Raw genomic sequence first — 18,464 nt, 5'->3', positions numbered from 1 at the left:
GACCGGCCGGTGCCGGACGGCACCGTCCGGTCGGTGCCGTGCACTTGCGCGGGAGTGCGCAGGGAGAGGTCGGGGCTCAGGGGTCGGGGTGCCCGCCGGCCAGGTGCTCGCGCGCCAGCCGGCGCGGCGCCTTCACCAGCCAGGCCTCGGTGACCAGCTCGGCGAGCTCGCCGACGTCGATCGCGTCGAGCCGGACGAGGACGGCGGCGTACCCGTCGAAGTGCGGCGTGGTCAGGTAGACGGCGGGGTCGTCGGCGACCAGCGCCCTTTTGACGCCCTCGTCGGCGACCGCGGCACCGAGCACCGGGCCCGCGGGTGCGGCGTCGCCGAGGTGCTCGAGGTCGGCCCGGCGCAGCGACCGCTCCCAGACGAACAGCCGGTCGCGCACCCGCCACGCGGGCGACCCCCACGCGGTGCCCTCGGTGGTGGCGGGCAGCGCGAGGGCCAGCCGCCGCACGTCCGCCCAGGTGGCCACGGGCGCCGACCTCAGGGTGCGGTGGGTGCCGGCGGCCGGGCGTCACGCGGCGGGAGCGCCCTGCCGCACGCCGCCAGCCGCTCGCGCAGCCGGGCGGCCTCCTGGCGGCGCTGCTCGGCGCGACGGCGCAGCACGGCCACCTGCCGCGGGTCGGCGGTGCGCTGGGCGCGCAGCTCCAGCACCGCGGCGGTCTCCAGGTGCAGCGCCATGCGCCGCAGCTCAGCGGACGTGTCCGCGGTCCGTGGCAACCCCGGGACGTGCCCCGCTGAGGTCATGGCGATCATGGTGGAACGCATCCGTCCCGGCCGCACCCGGAACGGCACGCCGGGCCCGCGCCGGGACGTCGTGCGGAAACGCTCCGGTTCCGTCGCCGGCTGGGTCGATACTGGCCGCGTGGGTGACCCGGTGCTGCACTACCTCGGCCACTCGACGGTCCGCGTGGAGCTGGCCGGCAGCACGGTCCTCACCGACCCGCTGCTCACCCGCGGCGCCGGGCCGCTGCGCCGGGTCGCGGCCACCCCGCCGGCGTCGGCGTGGGCCGGGGTCGACCTCGTGCTGGTCAGCCACCTGCACGCCGACCACCTGCACCTGCCCTCGCTGCGGCTGCTGGGCGACGGTGTCCGCGTGGTCGTGCCGCGGGGCGCCGGCGCCTGGCTGCGGTCGCGGGGCCTGCGCTGGGTCGACGAGCTCGCGCCCGGGGAGTCGCTGACCCACGACGACCTGCGGGTCACCGCCGTCCCCGCGCGGCACAGCGGCCACCGCTGGGGTCCGCGGCTGACCGCCGGCCCCGACACGCAGGCGGTCGGCCACCTGGTCGAGGGCGCGGGCAGCACGGTCTACGCCCTCGGTGACACCGACCTGTTCCCCGGGATGGGCGACGTCGGCGACCGCGGCGTCGACGTCGCCCTGGTGCCGGTGTGGGGGTGGGGTCCCACCCTCGGACCCGGGCACCTCGATCCGCGCCGGGCCGCCGAGGCCGTGGCCCGGGTGCGCCCGCGGGTCGCCGTCCCGGTGCACTGGGGCACCCTCGCCGTGGCCGGCGCGACGGCGCTGCCGGGGCTGGGCCGCCGCTACCGCCGGCTGCTCGTCGAGCCGCCCCGGCACTTCGCCGCCGCGGTGGCCGCCCGCGGGCTGCCCACCACCGTCGCGGTCACCGAGCCGGGGGACCCGGTCGTCCTGCCCACCGCCGCGGGGACGCCGTGAGCGCCGCCACCACCGTCGCGTCCGGCTGGACCGACGGCTCCTCCCTCGGCTACCCCGTCGTCTTCGGCGGCGTCCTGCTCGGCTCGCTGGTGCCGGTCGTCCCCACCGGGGCCGTCGTCGGCGCCGCCGCGGCCCTCGCCACCAGCGACGGGCAGCTCGACATCGTGCTGGTGCTCGTGCTGGCCACGCTGGGCGCCTGGATCGGCGACGTCGCCACCTTCGCCGTCTGCCGCTCCGGCGGGCCGGCCGCGGTGCGCTGGGTGGCCCGCGGCCAGCACGCCGACCGGATCGAGGAGGTGCGCGAGCAGTTCCGCCGGCACGGCTGGCAGATCATCGTCGCCGGGCGGCTGCTCCCGGCCGGGCGCATCCCGGTGCTGCTCGCCGCCGGGGCACTGACCTACCCCTGGCGGCGGCTGCTGCCGGCCTCGCTGCTCGCCGCCACGCTGTGGGCGGTCGCCTACGCGCTCATCGGCGTGGCCAGCGGCGGCGTCTTCGACAACCCGCTGCTCGCCACGCTGGTGGCCACCCTGCTGGTGCTGCTGGTCGGCGCGGTCCTCAACCTCGTGCAGTCCCGGCGGCGCCGGCACGCGGCCGGCGACCCGGAGGACGACGCCGACGACGGCACCCCCGCGTCGGCCACCCCGTGCGGCCCCGCCTCGTGACCCGCTCCTCCGGACGCGACGGCGGCCGGGTGCTGGGCCGTGGCCGGGGGCCGGCCCGCGTGCTGCTCACCTGGCTGCTCACCACCCTCGCCCTCGTCGCCCTCGACCGCTGGCTCGAGGGCTTCGAGATGGGCAGCTGGTGGCAGCCGCCGCTGGCCGCGCTGCTGCTCGGCGTGCTCGCCGGGGTGGTCTGGCCGCTGGTCATGCGCGTCGCGCTGCCGCTGGCGCTGTTCACCCTGGGCCTGGGCAGCTTCCTGCTGCTGGGCGCGGCGGTGCTGGCCGTCTCCTTCGCGATCCCCGGGGTGCGGGTGGCCGACCTGCGCACCGGCGTGCTGGTCGTCGTCGCGATGGCCGCGGTGACCGCGGTGGTCAACAGCGCGCTGGCCATCGACGAGGACGAGCTGTTCTTCCGCCGCGTCCGCCGCCGCGCCACCGCCGCCGGGGCGGCCGCTCCCCTCCCGCCGGGCGTGCTGTTCCTGCAGATCGACGGCCTGGGCGCCGACACCGCCCGCCGCGCCGTCCGCGACGGGTCGATGCCCACCCTCGCCGCCTGGCTGCGCTCGGGCAGCCACGCGCTGACCAGTTGGCACACCGACTGGAGCTCGCAGACCGGCGCCTCGGTCTGCGGCATCCTGCACGGCTCCAACCACGACGTCGTCGGGTTCCGCTACTACGAGAAGGACCGCGACCACGTCGTGCAGGTCTCGCACCCGGCCGACGCCGCCGAGGTGGAGCGCCGCCACTCCGACGGGCGGGGGCTGCTGGCCGGCGGGGGCGCCAGCCGCGGGAACCTGTTCAGCGGCGACGCGCCGCACGTCAGCCTGACGATGAGCTCCCTGCCGCTGGTCACCACGCGCCGGGCCGGACGGCGCCGCGAGCGGGTGGGTGCGGGCTACTACGCCTACTTCGCCAACCCGGTCAACGCCGTCCGCACGCTCGGCGTCTCGCTGGTCGACGTCTACCGGGAGCTGGCCGCCGCGGCCCGGCAGCGGCGCGCCGACGTCCGCCCCCGGGTCAGCCGCGGCGGGATCTACCCCCTGGCCCGGCCGGGGACGACGGTCATCGCCCGCGACGTCGTCGTCGCCGCGATCCTCGAGGACATGCTGGCCGGGCGGCCGGTCGTCTACGCCGACTTCCTCGGCTACGACGAGGTCGCCCACCACAGCGGCGTGGAGCGCTTCGACACCCTCGAGGTGCTGCGCAGCATCGACCAGCAGATCGGGCGGCTGGCCCGCGCCGGCCAGCTGGCCCCGCGGGACTACCACCTGGTGCTGCTGTCCGACCACGGCCAGACCCAGGGCGAGGCCTTCGCGCAGCGGTTCGGCGAGACGATCGAGGCGTTCGTGGGCCGGCACTGCGGCGGGTCTCCCGCGCCCGACCACCGCGGGCCCGAGCCGCGCGACAGCCGCCGCGCCGCGGAGGGCTGGCAGGTCGCCTCGGCCCTGGCCGAGGCCGCGTCGGGGCCGGGCCCGATCGCCCGGCGGCTGCGCGAGCGGGTGGAGAGCGCCGGGGCCACCGAGCACCGGCACCGGACGCCGTCGGGGCGCCCCGGCCAGGTGGCGCGGGTGGCGCCCGGCGTGGTGGTCGTCGTCTCCGGTCACACCGCGGGCGTCTCCTTCGCCGACCTGCCCGGCCGGGTGCCGCTGGAGGAGATCGAGCGGCACTGGCCCGACCTGCTGCCCGCCCTCGTCGACCACGACGGCGTCGGGTTCGCGCTGGTGCACTCCGACGAGCACGGGCCGGTCGTGCTCGGCCGCGACGGCCTGCACCGGCTCGACACCGGGGTGGTGATCGGCGAGGACCCCCTGGTCCCCTACGGCGAGCACGCGCCGGCGCTGGTGGCGCGGGTGTCGGCCTTCCCGCACTGCCCCGACGTGGTGGTCAACAGCCGCTACGACCCCGACACCGACGAGGCCTCCCCCTTCGAGCCGCACGTGGGCTCCCACGGGGGGCTCGGCGGCCCGCAGCAGCGCGGCTTCCTCGCCCACCCGCGGCAGCTGACCCCGCCCGGCGAGATCGTCGGCGCCGAGCACCTGCACCGCGTGCTGCGCGGCTGGCTCACCGAGCTCGGCCACCCCGAGCCCGACGGCGCCGGCGCGGCCGTGGGCCCGCTCAGCGTCACCGGCCTGCGCGCGGCCGACCGCAGCCGCGTCTGACCGGTGACCTCCCGGCTACGGCTGCGTGAACAGGTGCCCCGCCCGTGGCGACGCCGGCGGGGTCTCCACGACAGTGGGCCGATGCGACCCGACGCCCGCGCCTGGTTCTCCGGCCGCACCTCCACCGTCCGATCCCTCGCCGACGTCGACCTCGACGCACTGCTCCTCGCCAGGCGCCGCGGCGGGCACCGGGTCAGCGTGGTGCTGCCCGCGCGGGACGAGGAGGCGACCGTCGGCGGGCTGGTCGCCGACCTGGTCGCGCGGTGGGTGCGGGCGGTGCCGCTGGTCGACGAGGTGCTCGTCGTCGACTCCGACTCCACCGACCGCACCGCGGAGGTCGCCCGCGCCGCCGGCGCCGAGGTGGTGGCCGCCGCCGACGTGCTGCCGGCGCACGGGTCGCGGCCGGGCAAGGGCGAGGCGCTGTGGAAGGCGCTGGCGGCCACCGACGGTGACCTGCTGGTGTTCCTCGACGCCGACCTGCTCGGCGACGTGGCGCACTACGTGCCCGGGCTGCTCGCGCCGCTGCTGACCGATCCGCAGGTCGGCTACGTCAAGGGCTGCTACACCCGCCCGCTGGAGGTCGACGGCCGCTCGACGCCGGCCGGCGGGGGCCGGGTCACCGAGCTCACCGCGCGGCCGCTGCTCAACGCGCTGTGGCCGGAGCTCGCCGGCTTCGTCCAGCCGCTGGGCGGGGAGTACGCCGGCCGCCGCGCCGCCCTCGAGCAGGTGCCGTTCCTCTCCGGCTACGGGGTGGAGGTGGGCCTGCTGGTCGACCTGCTCGGACTGCTGGGCCTGGGCGGGCTGGCGCAGGTCGACCTCGGCGTGCGCCGGCACACCTCCCAGGACCAGGAGGCCCTCGGCCGGATGGCCGGGCAGGTGGTCTCGGCGGTGCTCTCCCGCAGCCCGGCCGCATCCGCGGGGGCCGGCGCGCTGCTCACCCAGTTCCGCGGCGACGGCACCGGGTTCACGCCGGTGAGCACCCCCGTGGGCGTCGACGAGCGGCCGCCGATGACGACCGTCCCCGAGTACCGGGCCGGCCGCGCCGGGGCCGTCTGAGACCCGCGCCCCGGACCACCCGGGGCCCGCGGGCGTCGCCACCTGCGAGGACGTCCCCGGACCGCCGTCGGCCGCGGAGGGGTGCCGCCGGGCGCGGCGTACGGCATCCTGTCGCGACGGGGGTCCCGTGCCGGCGGGGGTGCCGGCACCCGACCGTGGGGAGACGACCCATGCGGCCTGACGTCCGCCGGTGGCTGAGCCGGCGCACCTACACCGCGGCGTCCTGGCGCGCGGCCGACCTGGCCGAGGCCAAGCGGTCCCAGGGCAGCACCGTCAGCGTCGTCCTGCCCGCGCTGGACGAGGAGCCGACCGTCGGCGCGATCGTGGCCGCCATCCGCGAGGCGCTGGTGCGGGACGCGCCGCTGGTCGACGAGGTGGTCGTCGTCGACAGCGGGTCGGCCGACCGCACCGCCGCCGTCGCCGCGGCCGCCGGGGCGCGGGTCGTCGACACCGCCACCGTGCTGCCCGCCCACGGCCGGGTGCCGGGTAAGGGCGAGGCACTGTGGAAGGGGCTGCACGCCACCAGCGGTGACCTGGTCGTCTTCGTCGACGCCGACCTGGTCGGGTTCGACCCGCAGTTCGTCGTCGGCCTGCTCGGCCCGCTGCTCACCGACCCGGGGATCGGCTACGTCAAGGCGCTCTACGACCGCCCGCTGGCCACGACCGAGGGCATCGTCCCCTCCGGCGGCGGGCGGGTGACCGAGCTGCTCGCCCGGCCGCTGCTCAACGCCTGGTGGCCCGAGCTGTCGGGCTTCGTGCAGCCGCTGGGCGGGGAGTACGCCGGCCGCCGCGAGCTGCTGGAGCGGGTGCCGTTCGTCTCCGGCTACGGCGTCGAGTTCGGTCTGCTGGTCGACCTGGCCGGGCTGGCCGGGGTCGACGCGCTCGCCCAGGTCGACCTCGGCACCCGGCAGCACGGCCACCAGTCCGACGCTGCCCTGGGCCGCATGGCCGGGCAGATCCTGCAGACCGCGATCGCCCGCCGGCCCGGCACCGGCAGCCCCTCCTCGGAGCTGCTGCAGTTCCTGCGCACCGCCGACGGCGTGGAGGCGGTCAGCTGGGACGTCGCGGTGACCGAGCGGCCACCGATGCGCACCGTGCGGCCGGCCGCCGGGTGGGGCCGCTCGTGAGGATCCTCATGGACAGCGGCCCGTGGCTGCCCGTGCCGCCGGCCGGCTACGGCGGGCTGGAGAACGTCGTCGCCACGCTCACCACGGAGCTGCGCGCCCGCGGGCACACCGTCGTCCTCGCCGCGCCGGGCGACTCCCCGCTGCCCGTCGACGGGCTGGTCAGCGCCTTCCCCACCGGCCGGTTCGACCGGCTGGGCGCGCCCTACGCGCAGGTGGTGGGCACGGCACACGCCCACGCCCTCGTCGTGGCCGAGGCCGCGACCGGCGCTCCCGAGCCCTTCGACCTGGTGCACACCCACCTGGAGGTCGTCGGCCCGGCGCTGCTCGGCGCGCTCGGAGCGGCCGTCCCGCCGGTGCTGCACACGCTGCACTGGGACGTGCGCCGCAACGCCGATTTCTACGAGCGCTTCGACGGCCGGGGGCGGGTCTTTTTCGCCGGCGTGTCCGACAGCCAGGTGGCCCGCGGGCCGGAGCGGATGCGCCGGCAGACGCTGGGCGCGGTGCCGCTGTCGGTGCCGGTGGACGCGGGCCCGCCGGTGTCCCGCGAGGAGCGCGACGACGCCGTCCTCGTCCTGGCCCGCCTCTGCGAGCTCAAGGGAACCGACACCGCGGTGCGGGCCGCGGCCGCCGCGGGCGTCCCGGTGGTGCTGGCCGGGCCGGTCGGGCCCTTCCCCGACCGCGCCGCCCTCGACGCCGCGCTCGACGTCCCCGGGCACCCGGCGCTCGGCCACCCCGACGTCGTCTGGTTCCGCGAGCACGTCGACCCGCTGCTCGACGGCGACCGCGCCCGCTGGGTGGGCAGCGTGGCCGGGGAGGAGAAGGCCGACCTGCTGCGCCGCGCCCGCGCGCTGCTGTCGCCGGTGCGGTGGGACGAGCCGGGGGCGACGGCGGTGTGCGAGGCGCTGGTCGCCGGCACGCCGGTGGTCGCCACGGCCCGCGGCTGCCTGCCCACGCTCGTCGACGACGGCCGCACCGGCTTCCTCGCCGACGACGAGGCGGGCCTGGCCGCGGCCCTGCGCCGGGTCGGGACCCTCGACCCGGAGGTCTGCGCGGAGGAGGGCCGCCGCCGCTTCGCCCCCGCCGTCATGGCCGCGGCCTACGAGCGGCTCTACGGCGAGGTGCTGCGGCGCGCCGCTCAGGCCTCCAGCCGCACCCGCGACCCGGTCCTCGCCGACTCGGCGACGGCGACGGCGAGGCGGTGGGTGCGCAGCGCCTCGGCGTAGTCGACCAGGCCCTCGGCGCGGACGCCGGAGACCACCAGGTCGACGAAGGCCCGGTCGACCGCGGTGCGGGCGTCCACCGCGGGCTCGCGGTGCTCGACGCCCTCGGCCGTCGTCACGGTCAGCGACGTCTCGGTGAGCTCCACCGCCGCGCCCGGGCAGGAGAGCTCGAGGCCGGCGCGCGTCTTCGCCGGCTGCACGCACGCGGCGGTCAGCGTGCCCACCGCGCCGGAGGCGAAGCGCAGCAGCGCCGCAGTGGCGTCGTCGACGTCCCGGGACGACGGGTCCGACGACGGCGCGGCCACCGCCTCGACCTCGGCCACCTCGCCGGCGAGCACGCGGGCCAGGTCCAGCACGTGCGTCGCCTGCTCGACCACCTGCCCGCCGGACCGCTCGGCCCGCGCCCACCAGGCCGGCGGCGGCACCTTGTCGTACCAGCTCAGCGACACCAGCCGCGGGGGGTGCGCCGCGCAGACCGCGCGCGCCGCGGCGACGGTGTCCAGGTGGCGCCAGTGGTAACCGGTCGCCGTCGGCAGGCCGGCCGCGGCGACGGCAGCGGCCACCTCCTCGGCGACGGCGAGACCGGCGCCCAGCGGCTTCTCGACGAACAGCGGTAGCCCGGCGCGGACCACCGCGAGCTCGAGCTCCCCGTGCGCGAAGGGCGGCACGCACAGCCACACCGCGTCTACCCCGGCGCGCAGCAGCTCCTCGACCCCCAGGGCGGGCACGCCGAGCTTCGCCGCGAGCGCGGCCCCCGCGGACGGGACCGCGTCGGCGACGCCCACCAGCTCCACGCCGTCGAGGCCGCGCAGCGTCCGCCCGTGCCGGGCACCCACCCCGCCGGCGCCGACCAGACCGGCCCGCAGCGTCACGCGGACCGGCCCTCGGACGCGGACCGGGAGGCGGGAGCGGTGCCGTGCGGGAGCGTGCTCATGGACGGGGACTGCCCCGGCCCGCGCCCGCGGAACCCCGGCCCCGTGCCGAGGGCCCGCCGCCCGTGCGGCAGGATCGTTCGGGTGCCCGCCGGCCCGGAGCGGCCGCGTACCGTCGACTCCGGCAGATCCTGTTCCGTATCGCGCGAAGTGAGCACTCCCCGTTGATAGCGTCCGAACCGTGAGTGAGCAGCCCCGCCGCGCACTGAAGAAGGCCCGGACCCGCGCCCAGGTGCGCGAGACTGCCCAGCGCCTCTTCTGCGAGCGTGGCTTCGACACGGTGACCATCGCCGACGTCGCCGCCGCGGCCGGGGTGGCCGTGCAGACGGTGTTCAACCACTTCGCGACCAAGGAGGAGCTCTACTGGTCCGGCCGGTCGCCGTGGGTCACCGGCCCCACTGAGGCCGTGCGGGACCGGGCGCCCGGCGTACCCGCGCTGACCGCGCTGCGCGCGCACCTCACCGAGGCGATGGGGAGCTTCGTCGAGCGCCTGGCCGCGCCGGAGGGACGCTGCACCGCCGGTGACCTCGACCGGTCGGCCGCGCTGCAGGCGGCCGAGCGGGAGCTGCACCACGGGGCCGAGCAGCTGCTGCGGGCAGCCCTCGAGGAGGCGTGGACCGGCCCGGACGCCGACCGGCCCGCGCCCGTCGACCCCCGGCTGACCGCCGGGCTGGTGGCCGCCACGTGGCTGGCGACGACGCGGACGCTGGTCACGGAGCTGCGCGACCGGCCGCCCGCTCCCGAGGAGGTCCCGGGGGTCGCCGCGCGCACCCGCGCGCTCACCGACCGGCTGCTCGCCCGGCTGGAGGACGACCTCGACGCCGACCTGCGGGCCGGCACGGCTCGGGACGACGCGGGCGCCGGCGTGCTGCGCGCCGTCTGAGGGCGGTCCGCGTCAGCGGCGGGCGGGCTCCGCGGCCGGTGCGACGATCGGCATGAGCACCTCGTCGACGACCTGCTCGACGTGCTCGGCCACCATGGCGCCGTCGCCGGCCACCGTCAGCCGCTGCCACCAGAAGGCCTCGAGCACCGAGCGCAGCAGCGCCAGGCGCTCGGCCGGCACGTCCTCACCGTGCTCGGCCCACCGCGCCCCGAGCGTGTCGACGACCGCCGTCAGCGGGTCGACCAGGGCCGCGTCCAGGCCGGCCCGCAGGTCCTCGTCGTGCCGGGCGGCACCGACGAGGCTGGCCACGGCCCGCTCCTCGCGGGAAAGGGGCCGGCGCCAGGAGGCGACCAGCGCGACCAGGTCGGCGCGGGGCGAGCCCTCGTCGTCGGGTGCGCGCACCAGCCGGAAGCGGCTGACCGCCGAGCGCGCCAGCGCGGACATCGACGGCCAGCGCCGGTAGATGCCGGCCTTGCCAGCGCGGGCCCGGGCCGCGACCCGGTCGCTGTTGAGCCGGCCCCAGCCCTCCTCGGCGAGGATGTCGACGGCGACCGCGACCAGCTGCTCGGACAGCTCGGCGCTCAGCGGGCGCCCGGGGGTGCCGCTCACGAGCGGATCCGTTCGCACGTCATCAGGTTGTGCACTGCCTCATACTGGCGCGTGGATGGAGTGACCACAACGACCGAATTCCGACGACCGTGACCGCAGTGGCGAAAGGGCACGTCAGGCGCCCGCGGCGCTCTCCACGTGGACCTGCAGGGTGGCACCGTCGTCGCTGAGCCAGCCCCGCTCGCGGGCCTGCTCGACCATCCGGTCCCAGCGCTGGGCCCAGTCGGCGACGTCGGCGTCCGGTTCGGCCGCGGCCCGCAGCGCCGCGGCGTCGAGCCGGCCGGTGTCGGCGTCCTCCAGACGGCCGAGCCCCGCCGCGCGCAGGGCCTCGTCGGCCTCCTCGTCGGTCACCTGGCCGAGGGCCAGGTGGAGCCTGGTCAGGTCGTCGGTGTCGACGACCCGCACCTCGGGGCGCTCGTCGGCGCCGCCCACCACCTCGACGATCATGTGCGTCCTCTCCAGGTGACTCTCAGGTGCGGCCCCGTCCCGGGTCCCGCCCCGAGCCTGCGAGGGGTGGGGAGGACGGGGTCCTTCACACGTGCCACGGGAAGCGGGAGAAGTCGGGGTCGCGCTTCTCCAGGAAGGCGTCGCGCCCCTCCACGGCCTCCTCCGCCGCGTAGGCCAGCCGGGTGGTCTCCCCGGCGAACAGCTGCTGGCCGACCAGCCCGTCGTCGACCAGGTTGAACGAGTACTTCAGCATCCGCTGGGCGGTCGGGCTCTTGGCGACGATCCGCCGGCCCCAGTCCAGCGCGGTCGCCTCCAGCTCGGCGTGCGGGACGACCCGGTTGACCATCCCCATCCGGTGCGCCTCCTCGGCGGAGTACTCCTCGCCGAGGAAGAAGACCTCGCGGGCGAACTTCTGCCCGACCTGGCGGGCGAGGTAGGCCGAGCCGAAGCCGCCGTCGAAGCTGCCGACGTCGGCGTCGGTCTGCTTGAACCGGCCGTGCTCGGCGCTGGCCAGGGTCAGGTCGGACACGACGTGCAGGCTGTGCCCGCCGCCGGCGGCCCAGCCGGGGACGACGCAGACGACGACCTTCGGCATGAACCGGATCAGCCGCTGCGCCTCGAGGACGTGCAGCCGGCCGCTGCTGCGTCCGACCTGGTGCTCGTAGCCGTGCCGCCCGCGCACCCGCTGGTCCCCGCCGGAGCAGAACGCCCAGCCGCCGTCCTTCGGGCTCGGCCCGTTGCCGGTGAGCAGCACGCAGCCGACGTCGGTGGACAGCCGGGCGTGCTCGAGCACGGCGATCAGCTCGTCGACCGTCTGCGGCCGGAAGGCGTTGCGCACCTCGGGCCGGTCGAACGCGACCCGGACGACGCCGGCGTCGACGGCGCGGTGGTAGGTGAGGTCGGTGAGGTCGAACCCCTCGACCGGCCGCCACGCCGCGGCGTCGAAGATCTCCGAGACGTCGTCGCGGGCGCTCACCCGGAGAACGTAGCGAGTCCCGCCCGACCGGGCGCGGTGGCCGTCGCGCGGCTAGCGTCGCGGGCGTGCCCGACGGCGGAGCCCTGCGCGTGGGCACCCTCAACCTGGCCTCCGGGCGCGGTCCCGACGGTCGCGTGCTGACGGCGCCGCGGCTGGCCGCCGCCGTCGCCGGGCTCGACGCCGACGTCCTGGCCGTGCAGGAGGTCGACGCCTGCCAGCCCCGCTCCGGCGGCGCCGACCAGGCCGCCGTCGTCGCCGGGGCGCTGGCCGCGGCCGACTGGCGGATGGCCGCCACGCTCGACGGGACGCCGAGCCCGTTCCGCGGCACCTGGACCGCGGCCGACCCGGCGGGGCTGCGCGGTCCCGGGGACCCGGTGTCCGAGCCGGCGTACGGCGTCGCGCTGGTGTCCCGCCGCCCGGTGCGCCGCTGGGCGGTGCTGGGGCTGGGCACGGGGCGGGCGCGGCTGCCGCTGCGGGCCCCCGACCCCGGCACCGGCCGGCTGCGGACGTGGTGGGTGCCCGACGAGCCGCGCGTCGCCGTCGCCGCGTGCCTCGACGGGCTGACCGTGGTGGCCACCCACCTGTCGTTCTCGCCGCCCACGGCGGTCCGCCAGCTGCGCCGGGTGCGCCGGTGGGCGGCGACGCTGCCCGGCCCGGTGGTGCTGGCCGGTGACCTCAACCTGCCCGGCGGCGTGCCCGCCCGGCTGACCGGCGCGGCGCGGCTGGTGCAGGAGGCGAGCTTCCCCGCGCACGCGCCGCGACTGCAGCTGGACCACGTGCTGGCCCTCGGCCGGGCGGCGACCGGCCGCGACCCCGCCGTCCGGGCGCTGCCGGTGGGCGACCACCGGGCGCTGACGGTGACCGTCGAGAGGGTCTAGGCCGCCGTCCCGTCGGAGAGCAGCGGCCGCAGCCGGTCCATCGACGCGGCCAGGCCAGGGTGCAGCGTCACCTGGTGCAGCGACGCGAGCGCCACCCAGGCCACGCCGGTGCTCTCGCCGTCGAGCCGCAGCCGCGAGGGGTCCAGGTCGCCGACCGGACGGGCGAGCACGGTCGTGTAGGCCCAGCCGCCGTGGTCGTCGACCGACCGGGCGCCGAGCACCAGCTCGCGCGCGGCCAGGCCGAGCTCCTCCTCGACCTCCCGCAGCGCCCCCTGCTCGGCCGTCTCGCCCAGGTGCAGCGCGCCGCCCGGCGTCCCCCAGGTGCCGCCGTGGTGCGACCACAGGGCGCGGTGCTGCAGCAGCAGCTCCGGGCCGGCGGCGCCGTCGCGGTGCACCAGCAACCCGGCGGCGCCGGCGCGGCCCCAGTGGCGGTGGCCGAGCGAGCAGGTGGTCCAGCCGTCGGTGGGGGTCAGCCCGCTGGTCGCCACGTCCCCATTCCACCGCACCGGCAGCGCCTCCGCCCCGGGTCAGTCCCAGCTGGGAGCGGCGATGCCCTGCGCCTCGGCCTCCAGCTGCCAGGCGCCCTTGCCGTCGATCGACTCGCGGATGACGTCGGCGTGCCCGGCGTGGCGGGCCTGCTCCTCGACCTGGTGCAGCAGCAGGAGGCGGACGGTGGTCTCCGTGCCCCACGGCAGCCACCGCGCGACGCCGTCGGGGACGTCGACCACCCGGTCGAGGTCGCGCTCGGCGCGCACCACCTCCTCGGTCTCGCGCGCCACCTCCGCCCAGCGGTCGAGCAGCACCGGGACGGTCTCCTCCGGGGTCAGGGTGAAGCCGGCCATCCAGCCGGACTGCGGGTCGGCCTCCAGCGCGTGCGGACGGCGCCCGACCAGCCCGGCGACGTGCGCCCGCTCCCCCTGCGCGACGTGCTTGACCAGCGCCGACAGCGACAGCGCGCTCGCGCTGGGCGTGGCCCGGGCCTGCTCCTCGGTCAGGCCGTGGAGGGCGTTGCGGAGGGCGCTGCGCTGGCCGGCCAGCAGGCCCAGCAGCAGGTCGCGCTCGTCGGGTGCGGGCACGGTTCCTCCTCGCGGACGCCGGTGCCGCCATCCTGCGCCGCCCGAGCGGGACGGACCAGAGCCGTAACCGCGTCGCCCCGGTGGCCCCCGGCCGCCGGGCTGCCTAGCGTCGCCGTCGTGGAGCGCTGGGACGTCGTCGTGGTCGGGGGCGGCCCGGCGGGCGCGGCCGCCGCGCTGTCCGCCCTGCGCACGGGCGCGTCGGTGCTGGTGCTCGACCGGGCGGACTTCCCGCGCGACAAGGTCTGCGGCGACGGCATCGCCCCGGAGGCGCTCGACGTGCTGGCCGGGCTGGGGGTCGACGTCGCCGCCCTCACCGCCGGGTACGCGCCGGCGCCGCGGCTCTCGCTGCGCTCCCCGGGCGGCGCCGCCGTCGAGCGGACCACGCACCGGCCGTCGTCGGTGGTGCCGCGGGAGGTGTTCGACGCCCGCCTGCTGGCCGCCGCCCTCGACCGGGGCGCGGTGCTGCGCCGGCACACCGTCCGCGCGGTCGCGCCGGGACCCGACGGCGTCGTCGTCGACGGTGTGCTCGCCGCCGGGGTGCTGGTCGGCGCCGACGGGGCGGAGTCGGTGGTCCGGCGGGCGCTGGGGCTGCGGCGCAACCGCGACGACCGGCTGGCCGTGGCGCTGCGCGGCTACGCGCCGGAGCCGCCCGGGCAGGCCGGCACGCAGGTGCTGGTGACCACAGAGCAGCGCTGGCCGGCGTACGCGTGGTCGTTCCCGCTGGGCGACGGACGGGTCAACGTCGGGTACGGCGAGCTGGTCTCCGCCGGGGCGAACCGGGCGGCGCTGGTCGAGGGTCTGCACCGGCTGCTGCCCGGCGTCGAGCCGGAGGGCCTGCGGGCGCACCGGCTGCCGCTGTCGACCGGCCGGCCGCGCCAGCCCGACGGACGGGTGCTGCTGGCCGGCGACGCGGCGTCGCTGGTCAACCCGATGACCGGTGAGGGGATCTTCTACGCCGTCCTGTCGGGGGCGCTGGCGGGCGCCGCGGCGTCGTCGGGGGCCGGCGCGGGCGCGGTGCACCGGCGGGCGCTGCGCCGCCGGCTGGGGGCGCACCACCGGTCGGCGTCGGCGGCGTCGTGGATCAGCCGGTGGCCGGTGGTCATGGACGCGGCGTTCCGCGCGGCGGCGGCCGACCAGCGGGTGTTCGACGACGTGGTGGCGCTCGGGCTCGCCGACGGCCGGCTGACCGCCCGCGCCCTCACCGCCGCCGTGCGCCAGCTCCGCTGAGGAGCGCTAGGCGGGGGCGACCTCGACGCGGCCGCGCCCGCCCCGCTTGGCGCGGTAGAGGGCCCGGTCCGCGGCGGCGTAGAACTCGCGGCGGCCCAGCACGCCGGCGCGGCAGTGCGCCACCCCCACGCTCACCGACATGGCCAGCAGGCTGCCGTCGGGCAGCGTGAGCGGGGTGGACAGCACGGTCTCCAGCACCGACTCGGCGCGGGCGACGGCCACCTCGGAGCTGCAGCCGGGCAGCAGCACGGCCAGCTCGTCGCCGCCCAGCCGGGACAGGACGGCGTCGCCGGCGCGGATCTGCCCGCGGACGATCCCGGCCAGGTGCACCAGCGCGTCGTCGCCGACGGGGTGGCCGTGCTCGTCGTTGATCTGCTTGAAGGAGTCGACGTCGAGCAGCAGCAGGGCCGTGCCGTCGTCCCCGGAGCCGGTCAGCGCGACGGTCAGGGCGTCGTCGAGGACGCGGCGGTTGACCAGGCCGGTGAGGGTGTCCACGGTGGCCTGCTGCTCGAGGGCCTCGACCAGCCGCTCCTGCACCGCGCAGGAGCGCTCGAGCATGGACGCGACCACGGCGAGCACGACCCCGGTGATGAGGACGTCGCTGATCCCGACGTCGAGGGGGACCAGCAGCGGCACGACGACGGCGTTGGCCAGCACCGCGGTCGCCGTCACCCCGGTGACCGCGGCCCGGCGCAGGTGCGACGCCGCCCAGAGCACGGGGAAGGCGAGGAAGGCCTGGGCGCCGGCCGAGGAGTCCTGCGTGAGCAGGTTGAGCCCGCAGACGAGCAGCGCGCCCGCCGCACCGGCCGCCGTGAACAGGCCGGCGCGGTCGAGGCGCTCGGGGTCGGCCGACCGGACGGCGACGGCGAGGGCCACGAGGAGGACGACCCCGGCCCAGGAGGCCCCGGTGCTCAGCCAGCTCGCCGCGTTGGTGCCGAACGTGCTGACGACGGCGAGGACGAGGGCGGAGACCCCCAGCATGAGCACGAGGGACCGTGCGGCGGCCCTCGGCTGCCGCGCTCTCAGTCCCCGGGGAGCGGCCACACCTGATCCTTCGGCCGCAACGGGCCGTTGCCCTGAGCCGACCCACCCGAAGGGGGCGGGTGTCGGCGCGGACGGCGTGCCGGGCGGCCCCGGCACAGGTGCCGGCGTCGGTGCGGAGGGCGTGGGATTCGAACCCACGATGGGTGTGACCCCATAGCGGTTTTCAAGACCGCCGCCATCGGCCGCTAGGCGAGCCCTCCTCCGAGCCCCGCCCTGCGGCGGTCACCGCAGGGCGGGAGCTGGGGATGCTGACGCTACCTGCCCCCGGACCCGGCCGGCGTGCGCACCGGCGGGCGACCGTGGGACCGCAGGACGGCGGCGGTCACCCCGCCGAGGGTCAGCAGCAGGCGGCCGCGGCGACCGGGGCAGCGGGAGAGGCCGAGCCGCCGGGGTCGGTGGACGTGTAGCAGGCCCCGCCGTCGGTACCGGCGGCCGCGGCAGCGGTGCCGCCGGAGAAGGTGGGGCTGTCGGCGAGCACGGTGTAGACCTCCCACCGCTCGCCGCTCGGCGTGTTCTCCACCCAGAACTTGGTCTGCGTGGCGTAGCAGCAGGTCGAGTCGCGCTCCTCGGTGGTCGCCAGGCCGACCGCGGCGAGACGGTTCCGCTCGGCGTCGACCTCCTCGACGGAGGCCACCTCGACGCCGAGGTGGTTCAGCGTCCCGCCCGACCCCGGGTTCTCCAGCAGCACCAGCTTCAGCGGCGGGTCGGCGATGGCGAAGTTGGCGTACCCCGGCCGGGTCTTGGCCGGCGCGACGCCGAACAGCTCGGCGTAGAAGGCGGTCGCGGCCTCGACGTCGTCGACGTTCAGGGCGAGCTGCAGACGGGACACGGTTGACCTCCTGGGGTGCCGGCGCGGACGCCGAGGCATTGACGGTTGTCGATGGCTGACTGTGCCGCTAGTATCGACGACTGTCAATGGGTCCGCGGGAGCGGGCCGCGAGGACGGAGGGGACCGACCCGATGACCGCCCGCGAGCTGCCCGTGCTCGACCCACCGGACGTGGCCTGCTGCGCGCCGCTGTCGGTCGAGGTGCTCTCCGAGCCCGGCGCGGAGACCCTCGCCCGGCAGTTCGCCGCCCTGGCCGACCCGGTCCGGCTGCGGCTGGTGTCGCTGCTGGCCACCGCCGAGGGCGGCGCGGTCTGCGTGTGCGACCTGACCGAGCCGGTCGGCCGCAGCCAGGGCACGGTGAGCCACCACCTGCGGATCCTGGTGGAGAGCGGGCTGGCGACCAGCGAGAAGCGCGGCCGCAACGTCTGGTACGCCGTCGTCCCGGCCGCGCTCGAGGGGCTGCGCGCGGCCCTGGCGACCCGCTGACCGGGGTGGGCTCGGCGCTGGCGCGCAAGGCCCTCGCCGAGGGGCTCGGCACGCTGCTGCTGGTCACCACCGTGGTCGGCTCCGGCATCGCCGCCCAGCGGCTGTCCCCGGACGACGTCGGCCTGCAGCTGCTGGAGAACGCGCTGGTCACCGGCGCGGTGCTGGTCGCGCTGATCCTGGCGCTCGGGCCGGTGTCGGCGGCCTTCAACCCGCTGGTCACCCTCGCCGAGCGGGCCTTCGGAGCCATCACCGGCCGTGAGGCCGTGGTGTTCATCGGCGCGCAGTTCGTCGGCGGTGCGGCCGGCGCGGTGCTGGCCGACCTGATGTTCGGCCTCCCTGCGATCGAGCTCAGCACCCGCGACCGGTCCGGCGGCGGGCTGTGGCTCGGCGAGGCGGTCGCGACGTTCGCCCTGCTGCTGGTCGTCTTCGGCGTGGCCCGTTCCGGCCGGGCGTCGCACGTCGCCTACGCCGTCGCGGGGGTCATCACCGCCATGTACTGGGCCACGAGCAGCACGTCCTTCGCCAACCCCGCGGTCACCGCCGCGCGCACCCTGTCGGACACGTTCGCGGGCATCGCGCCGTCGTCGGTGCCCGGCTTCGTGCTCGCCCAGCTCGCCGGCGCCGCCCTCGCGGTCGGCGCCGTCCGCCTGCTCTACCCGGACGCCGCCGCGGTCGCCGGGGAGCTCGCCGACACCGGCCGCGGCGACCGCCGACACTCCTCCTCGGAAGGCACTCCATGACCTCCAGGCCGTCCGTCCTGTTCAGCTGCGTGCACAACGCCGGCCGGTCGGTCGCCGCGGCCGCCCTGCTGCGCCACCACGGCGGCGACCGCGTCGAGGTCCGCAGCGCGGGCTCGCAGCCGGGCACCGAGGTGAACCCGGTCGTCGCCCGGGTGCTCGCCGAGCGCGGCCTGCCGGTGACCGACCACACGCCGACCAGGCTGCGGTACGACCTGGTCGAGGCCGCCGACGTCGTCGTCACCATGTCGTGCGGGGAGACCTGCCCCTACGTGCCCGGCAAGCGGTACGAGGACTGGCCGGTCGACGACCCGAAGGGCCAGGACCTCGACACCGTGCGGCGCATCGTCGACGACCTCGACACCCGGGTCCGCGCCCTGCTCGCCGAGCTGGTGCCGCCGGTCGCGTAGGACCGGGGAGCCGCGCACGCTGTCCGGTGGGG

The 18,464-nt window shown here is 77.4% G+C and carries 22 protein-coding genes and 1 tRNA gene; 12 read left to right on the top strand and 11 right to left on the bottom strand.

The genetic code is table 11. The features are described 5' to 3' along the window. Nucleotides 1-76 precede the first annotated feature (76 nt). Together ACI780_RS15320 and ACI780_RS15315 are read right to left on the bottom strand one after the other, a co-directional pair. Nucleotides 77-475, bottom strand: a complete 399-nt coding sequence (locus tag ACI780_RS15320) for an MmcQ/YjbR family DNA-binding protein (RefSeq protein ID WP_457003926.1) — start codon at nt 473-475, stop codon at nt 77-79. 11 nt (nt 476-486) lie between these two features. After that, nucleotides 487-750: a hypothetical protein gene (locus ACI780_RS15315; protein ID WP_456869133.1), complete on the bottom strand. Its 264-nt coding sequence runs from the start codon at nt 748-750 to the stop codon at nt 487-489. Between the two features lie 118 nt (nt 751-868). On the opposite strand from ACI780_RS15315, the gene ACI780_RS15310 reads away from it, so the two are divergent. The 6 genes from ACI780_RS15310 (at nt 869) to ACI780_RS15285 (ending at nt 7,902) form a co-directional block, all read left to right on the top strand. Beyond that, nucleotides 869-1,678, top strand: coding sequence for an MBL fold metallo-hydrolase (locus tag ACI780_RS15310; protein ID WP_456869134.1), 810 nt, complete (start codon nt 869-871; stop codon nt 1,676-1,678). Beyond that, nucleotides 1,675-2,340 (top strand): DedA family protein, encoded by a 666-nt coding sequence (locus ACI780_RS15305; RefSeq protein WP_456869135.1) that lies wholly within the window; start codon nt 1,675-1,677, stop codon nt 2,338-2,340. The genes ACI780_RS15310 and ACI780_RS15305 overlap by 4 nt, the downstream gene beginning before the upstream one ends. Continuing rightward, nucleotides 2,337-4,496: a phage holin family protein gene (locus tag ACI780_RS15300; RefSeq protein ID WP_457003923.1), complete on the top strand. Its 2,160-nt coding sequence runs from the start codon at nt 2,337-2,339 to the stop codon at nt 4,494-4,496. Before ACI780_RS15305 ends, ACI780_RS15300 begins: the two co-directional genes overlap by 4 nt. An 81-nt stretch (nt 4,497-4,577) precedes the next feature. Next, the gene (locus ACI780_RS15295; RefSeq protein ID WP_457003921.1) at nt 4,578-5,552 is read left to right on the top strand and encodes a glucosyl-3-phosphoglycerate synthase; all 975 of its coding nucleotides are present in this window, start codon (nt 4,578-4,580) and stop codon (nt 5,550-5,552) included. 170 nt (nt 5,553-5,722) lie between these two features. Beyond that, complete coding sequence (locus tag ACI780_RS15290) at nt 5,723-6,679, top strand: glucosyl-3-phosphoglycerate synthase (protein WP_457003919.1); 957 nt, start codon at nt 5,723-5,725, stop codon at nt 6,677-6,679. 8 nt (nt 6,680-6,687) lie between these two features. Further along, nucleotides 6,688-7,902: a glycosyltransferase gene (locus ACI780_RS15285; protein WP_457003917.1), complete on the top strand. Its 1,215-nt coding sequence runs from the start codon at nt 6,688-6,690 to the stop codon at nt 7,900-7,902. Here ACI780_RS15285 and ACI780_RS15280 read toward each other — a convergent pair. Next, on the bottom strand, nt 7,815-8,771 hold the full coding sequence (locus ACI780_RS15280) for a Gfo/Idh/MocA family protein (protein ID WP_457003915.1): 957 nt from the start codon (nt 8,769-8,771) through the stop codon (nt 7,815-7,817). The two genes, ACI780_RS15285 and ACI780_RS15280, sit on opposite strands and share 88 nt — an antisense overlap. 241 nt (nt 8,772-9,012) lie before the next feature. Between ACI780_RS15280 and ACI780_RS15275 the strand changes: the two genes are divergently transcribed. Beyond that, nucleotides 9,013-9,714 (top strand): TetR/AcrR family transcriptional regulator, encoded by a 702-nt coding sequence (locus tag ACI780_RS15275; RefSeq protein WP_457003913.1) that lies wholly within the window; start codon nt 9,013-9,015, stop codon nt 9,712-9,714. Between the two features lie 12 nt (nt 9,715-9,726). On the opposite strand, the gene ACI780_RS15270 is transcribed toward ACI780_RS15275, so the two are convergent. From ACI780_RS15270 to ACI780_RS15260, 3 genes are all read right to left on the bottom strand, one after another. Further along, nucleotides 9,727-10,323, bottom strand: a complete 597-nt coding sequence (locus ACI780_RS15270; RefSeq protein ID WP_456869142.1) for a TetR-like C-terminal domain-containing protein — start codon at nt 10,321-10,323, stop codon at nt 9,727-9,729. A 114-nt stretch (nt 10,324-10,437) separates the two neighbouring features. Continuing rightward, nucleotides 10,438-10,770, bottom strand: a complete 333-nt coding sequence (locus ACI780_RS15265) for a hypothetical protein (RefSeq protein ID WP_456869143.1) — start codon at nt 10,768-10,770, stop codon at nt 10,438-10,440. A gap of 85 nt (nt 10,771-10,855) precedes the next feature. Next, nucleotides 10,856-11,746, bottom strand: coding sequence for a 1,4-dihydroxy-2-naphthoyl-CoA synthase (locus ACI780_RS15260; RefSeq protein WP_457003910.1), 891 nt, complete (start codon nt 11,744-11,746; stop codon nt 10,856-10,858). 65 nt (nt 11,747-11,811) lie between these two features. On the opposite strand from ACI780_RS15260, the gene ACI780_RS15255 reads away from it, so the two are divergent. Beyond that, complete coding sequence (locus ACI780_RS15255) at nt 11,812-12,624, top strand: endonuclease/exonuclease/phosphatase family protein (protein WP_456869145.1); 813 nt, start codon at nt 11,812-11,814, stop codon at nt 12,622-12,624. Here ACI780_RS15255 and ACI780_RS15250 read toward each other — a convergent pair. Together ACI780_RS15250 and ACI780_RS15245 are read right to left on the bottom strand one after the other, a co-directional pair. Then, nucleotides 12,621-13,112 (bottom strand): NUDIX domain-containing protein, encoded by a 492-nt coding sequence (locus ACI780_RS15250; RefSeq protein ID WP_456869146.1) that lies wholly within the window; start codon nt 13,110-13,112, stop codon nt 12,621-12,623. The genes ACI780_RS15255 and ACI780_RS15250 overlap by 4 nt on opposite strands. A gap of 39 nt (nt 13,113-13,151) precedes the next feature. Then, nucleotides 13,152-13,700 (bottom strand): mycothiol transferase, encoded by a 549-nt coding sequence (locus ACI780_RS15245; protein ID WP_457003907.1) that lies wholly within the window; start codon nt 13,698-13,700, stop codon nt 13,152-13,154. Between the two features lie 117 nt (nt 13,701-13,817). Between ACI780_RS15245 and ACI780_RS15240 the strand changes: the two genes are divergently transcribed. Next, the gene (locus ACI780_RS15240; RefSeq protein WP_457003905.1) at nt 13,818-14,927 is read left to right on the top strand and encodes an NAD(P)/FAD-dependent oxidoreductase; all 1,110 of its coding nucleotides are present in this window, start codon (nt 13,818-13,820) and stop codon (nt 14,925-14,927) included. 6 nt (nt 14,928-14,933) lie between these two features. Here the strand turns inward: ACI780_RS15240 and ACI780_RS15235 are convergent, their stop codons facing one another. The 3 genes from ACI780_RS15235 to ACI780_RS15225 form a co-directional block, all read right to left on the bottom strand. Beyond that, on the bottom strand, nt 14,934-15,908 hold the full coding sequence (locus ACI780_RS15235; RefSeq protein WP_456869149.1) for a GGDEF domain-containing protein: 975 nt from the start codon (nt 15,906-15,908) through the stop codon (nt 14,934-14,936). Nucleotides 15,909-16,084: 176 nt separating this feature from the next. Continuing rightward, nucleotides 16,085-16,171: transfer RNA gene (locus ACI780_RS15230), tRNA-Ser, on the bottom strand. Between the two features lie 137 nt (nt 16,172-16,308). After that, nucleotides 16,309-16,800, bottom strand: a complete 492-nt coding sequence (locus ACI780_RS15225; protein WP_457003902.1) for an ArsI/CadI family heavy metal resistance metalloenzyme — start codon at nt 16,798-16,800, stop codon at nt 16,309-16,311. Nucleotides 16,801-16,931: 131 nt separating this feature from the next. Between ACI780_RS15225 and ACI780_RS15220 the strand changes: the two genes are divergently transcribed. The 3 genes from ACI780_RS15220 to ACI780_RS15210 are packed head-to-tail and all read left to right on the top strand — an operon-like array spanning nt 16,932 to nt 18,432. Beyond that, a complete protein-coding gene (locus ACI780_RS15220) occupies nt 16,932-17,285 on the top strand; it encodes a metalloregulator ArsR/SmtB family transcription factor (RefSeq protein WP_457003900.1) in 354 nt (117 codons plus the stop codon). A gap of 5 nt (nt 17,286-17,290) precedes the next feature. Beyond that, the gene (locus tag ACI780_RS15215) at nt 17,291-18,025 is read left to right on the top strand and encodes an aquaporin (RefSeq protein ID WP_457003898.1); all 735 of its coding nucleotides are present in this window, start codon (nt 17,291-17,293) and stop codon (nt 18,023-18,025) included. Then, a complete protein-coding gene (locus ACI780_RS15210; protein WP_456869153.1) occupies nt 18,022-18,432 on the top strand; it encodes an arsenate-mycothiol transferase ArsC in 411 nt (136 codons plus the stop codon). Before ACI780_RS15215 ends, ACI780_RS15210 begins: the two co-directional genes overlap by 4 nt. Nucleotides 18,433-18,464 lie beyond the last annotated feature (32 nt).

The sequence above is a fragment of the Geodermatophilus sp. SYSU D00814 genome (genome assembly GCF_054050055.1).
The sequence above is the reverse complement of the archived record's forward strand: the minus strand, read 5'-3'. Positions and strand labels throughout refer to the sequence as shown.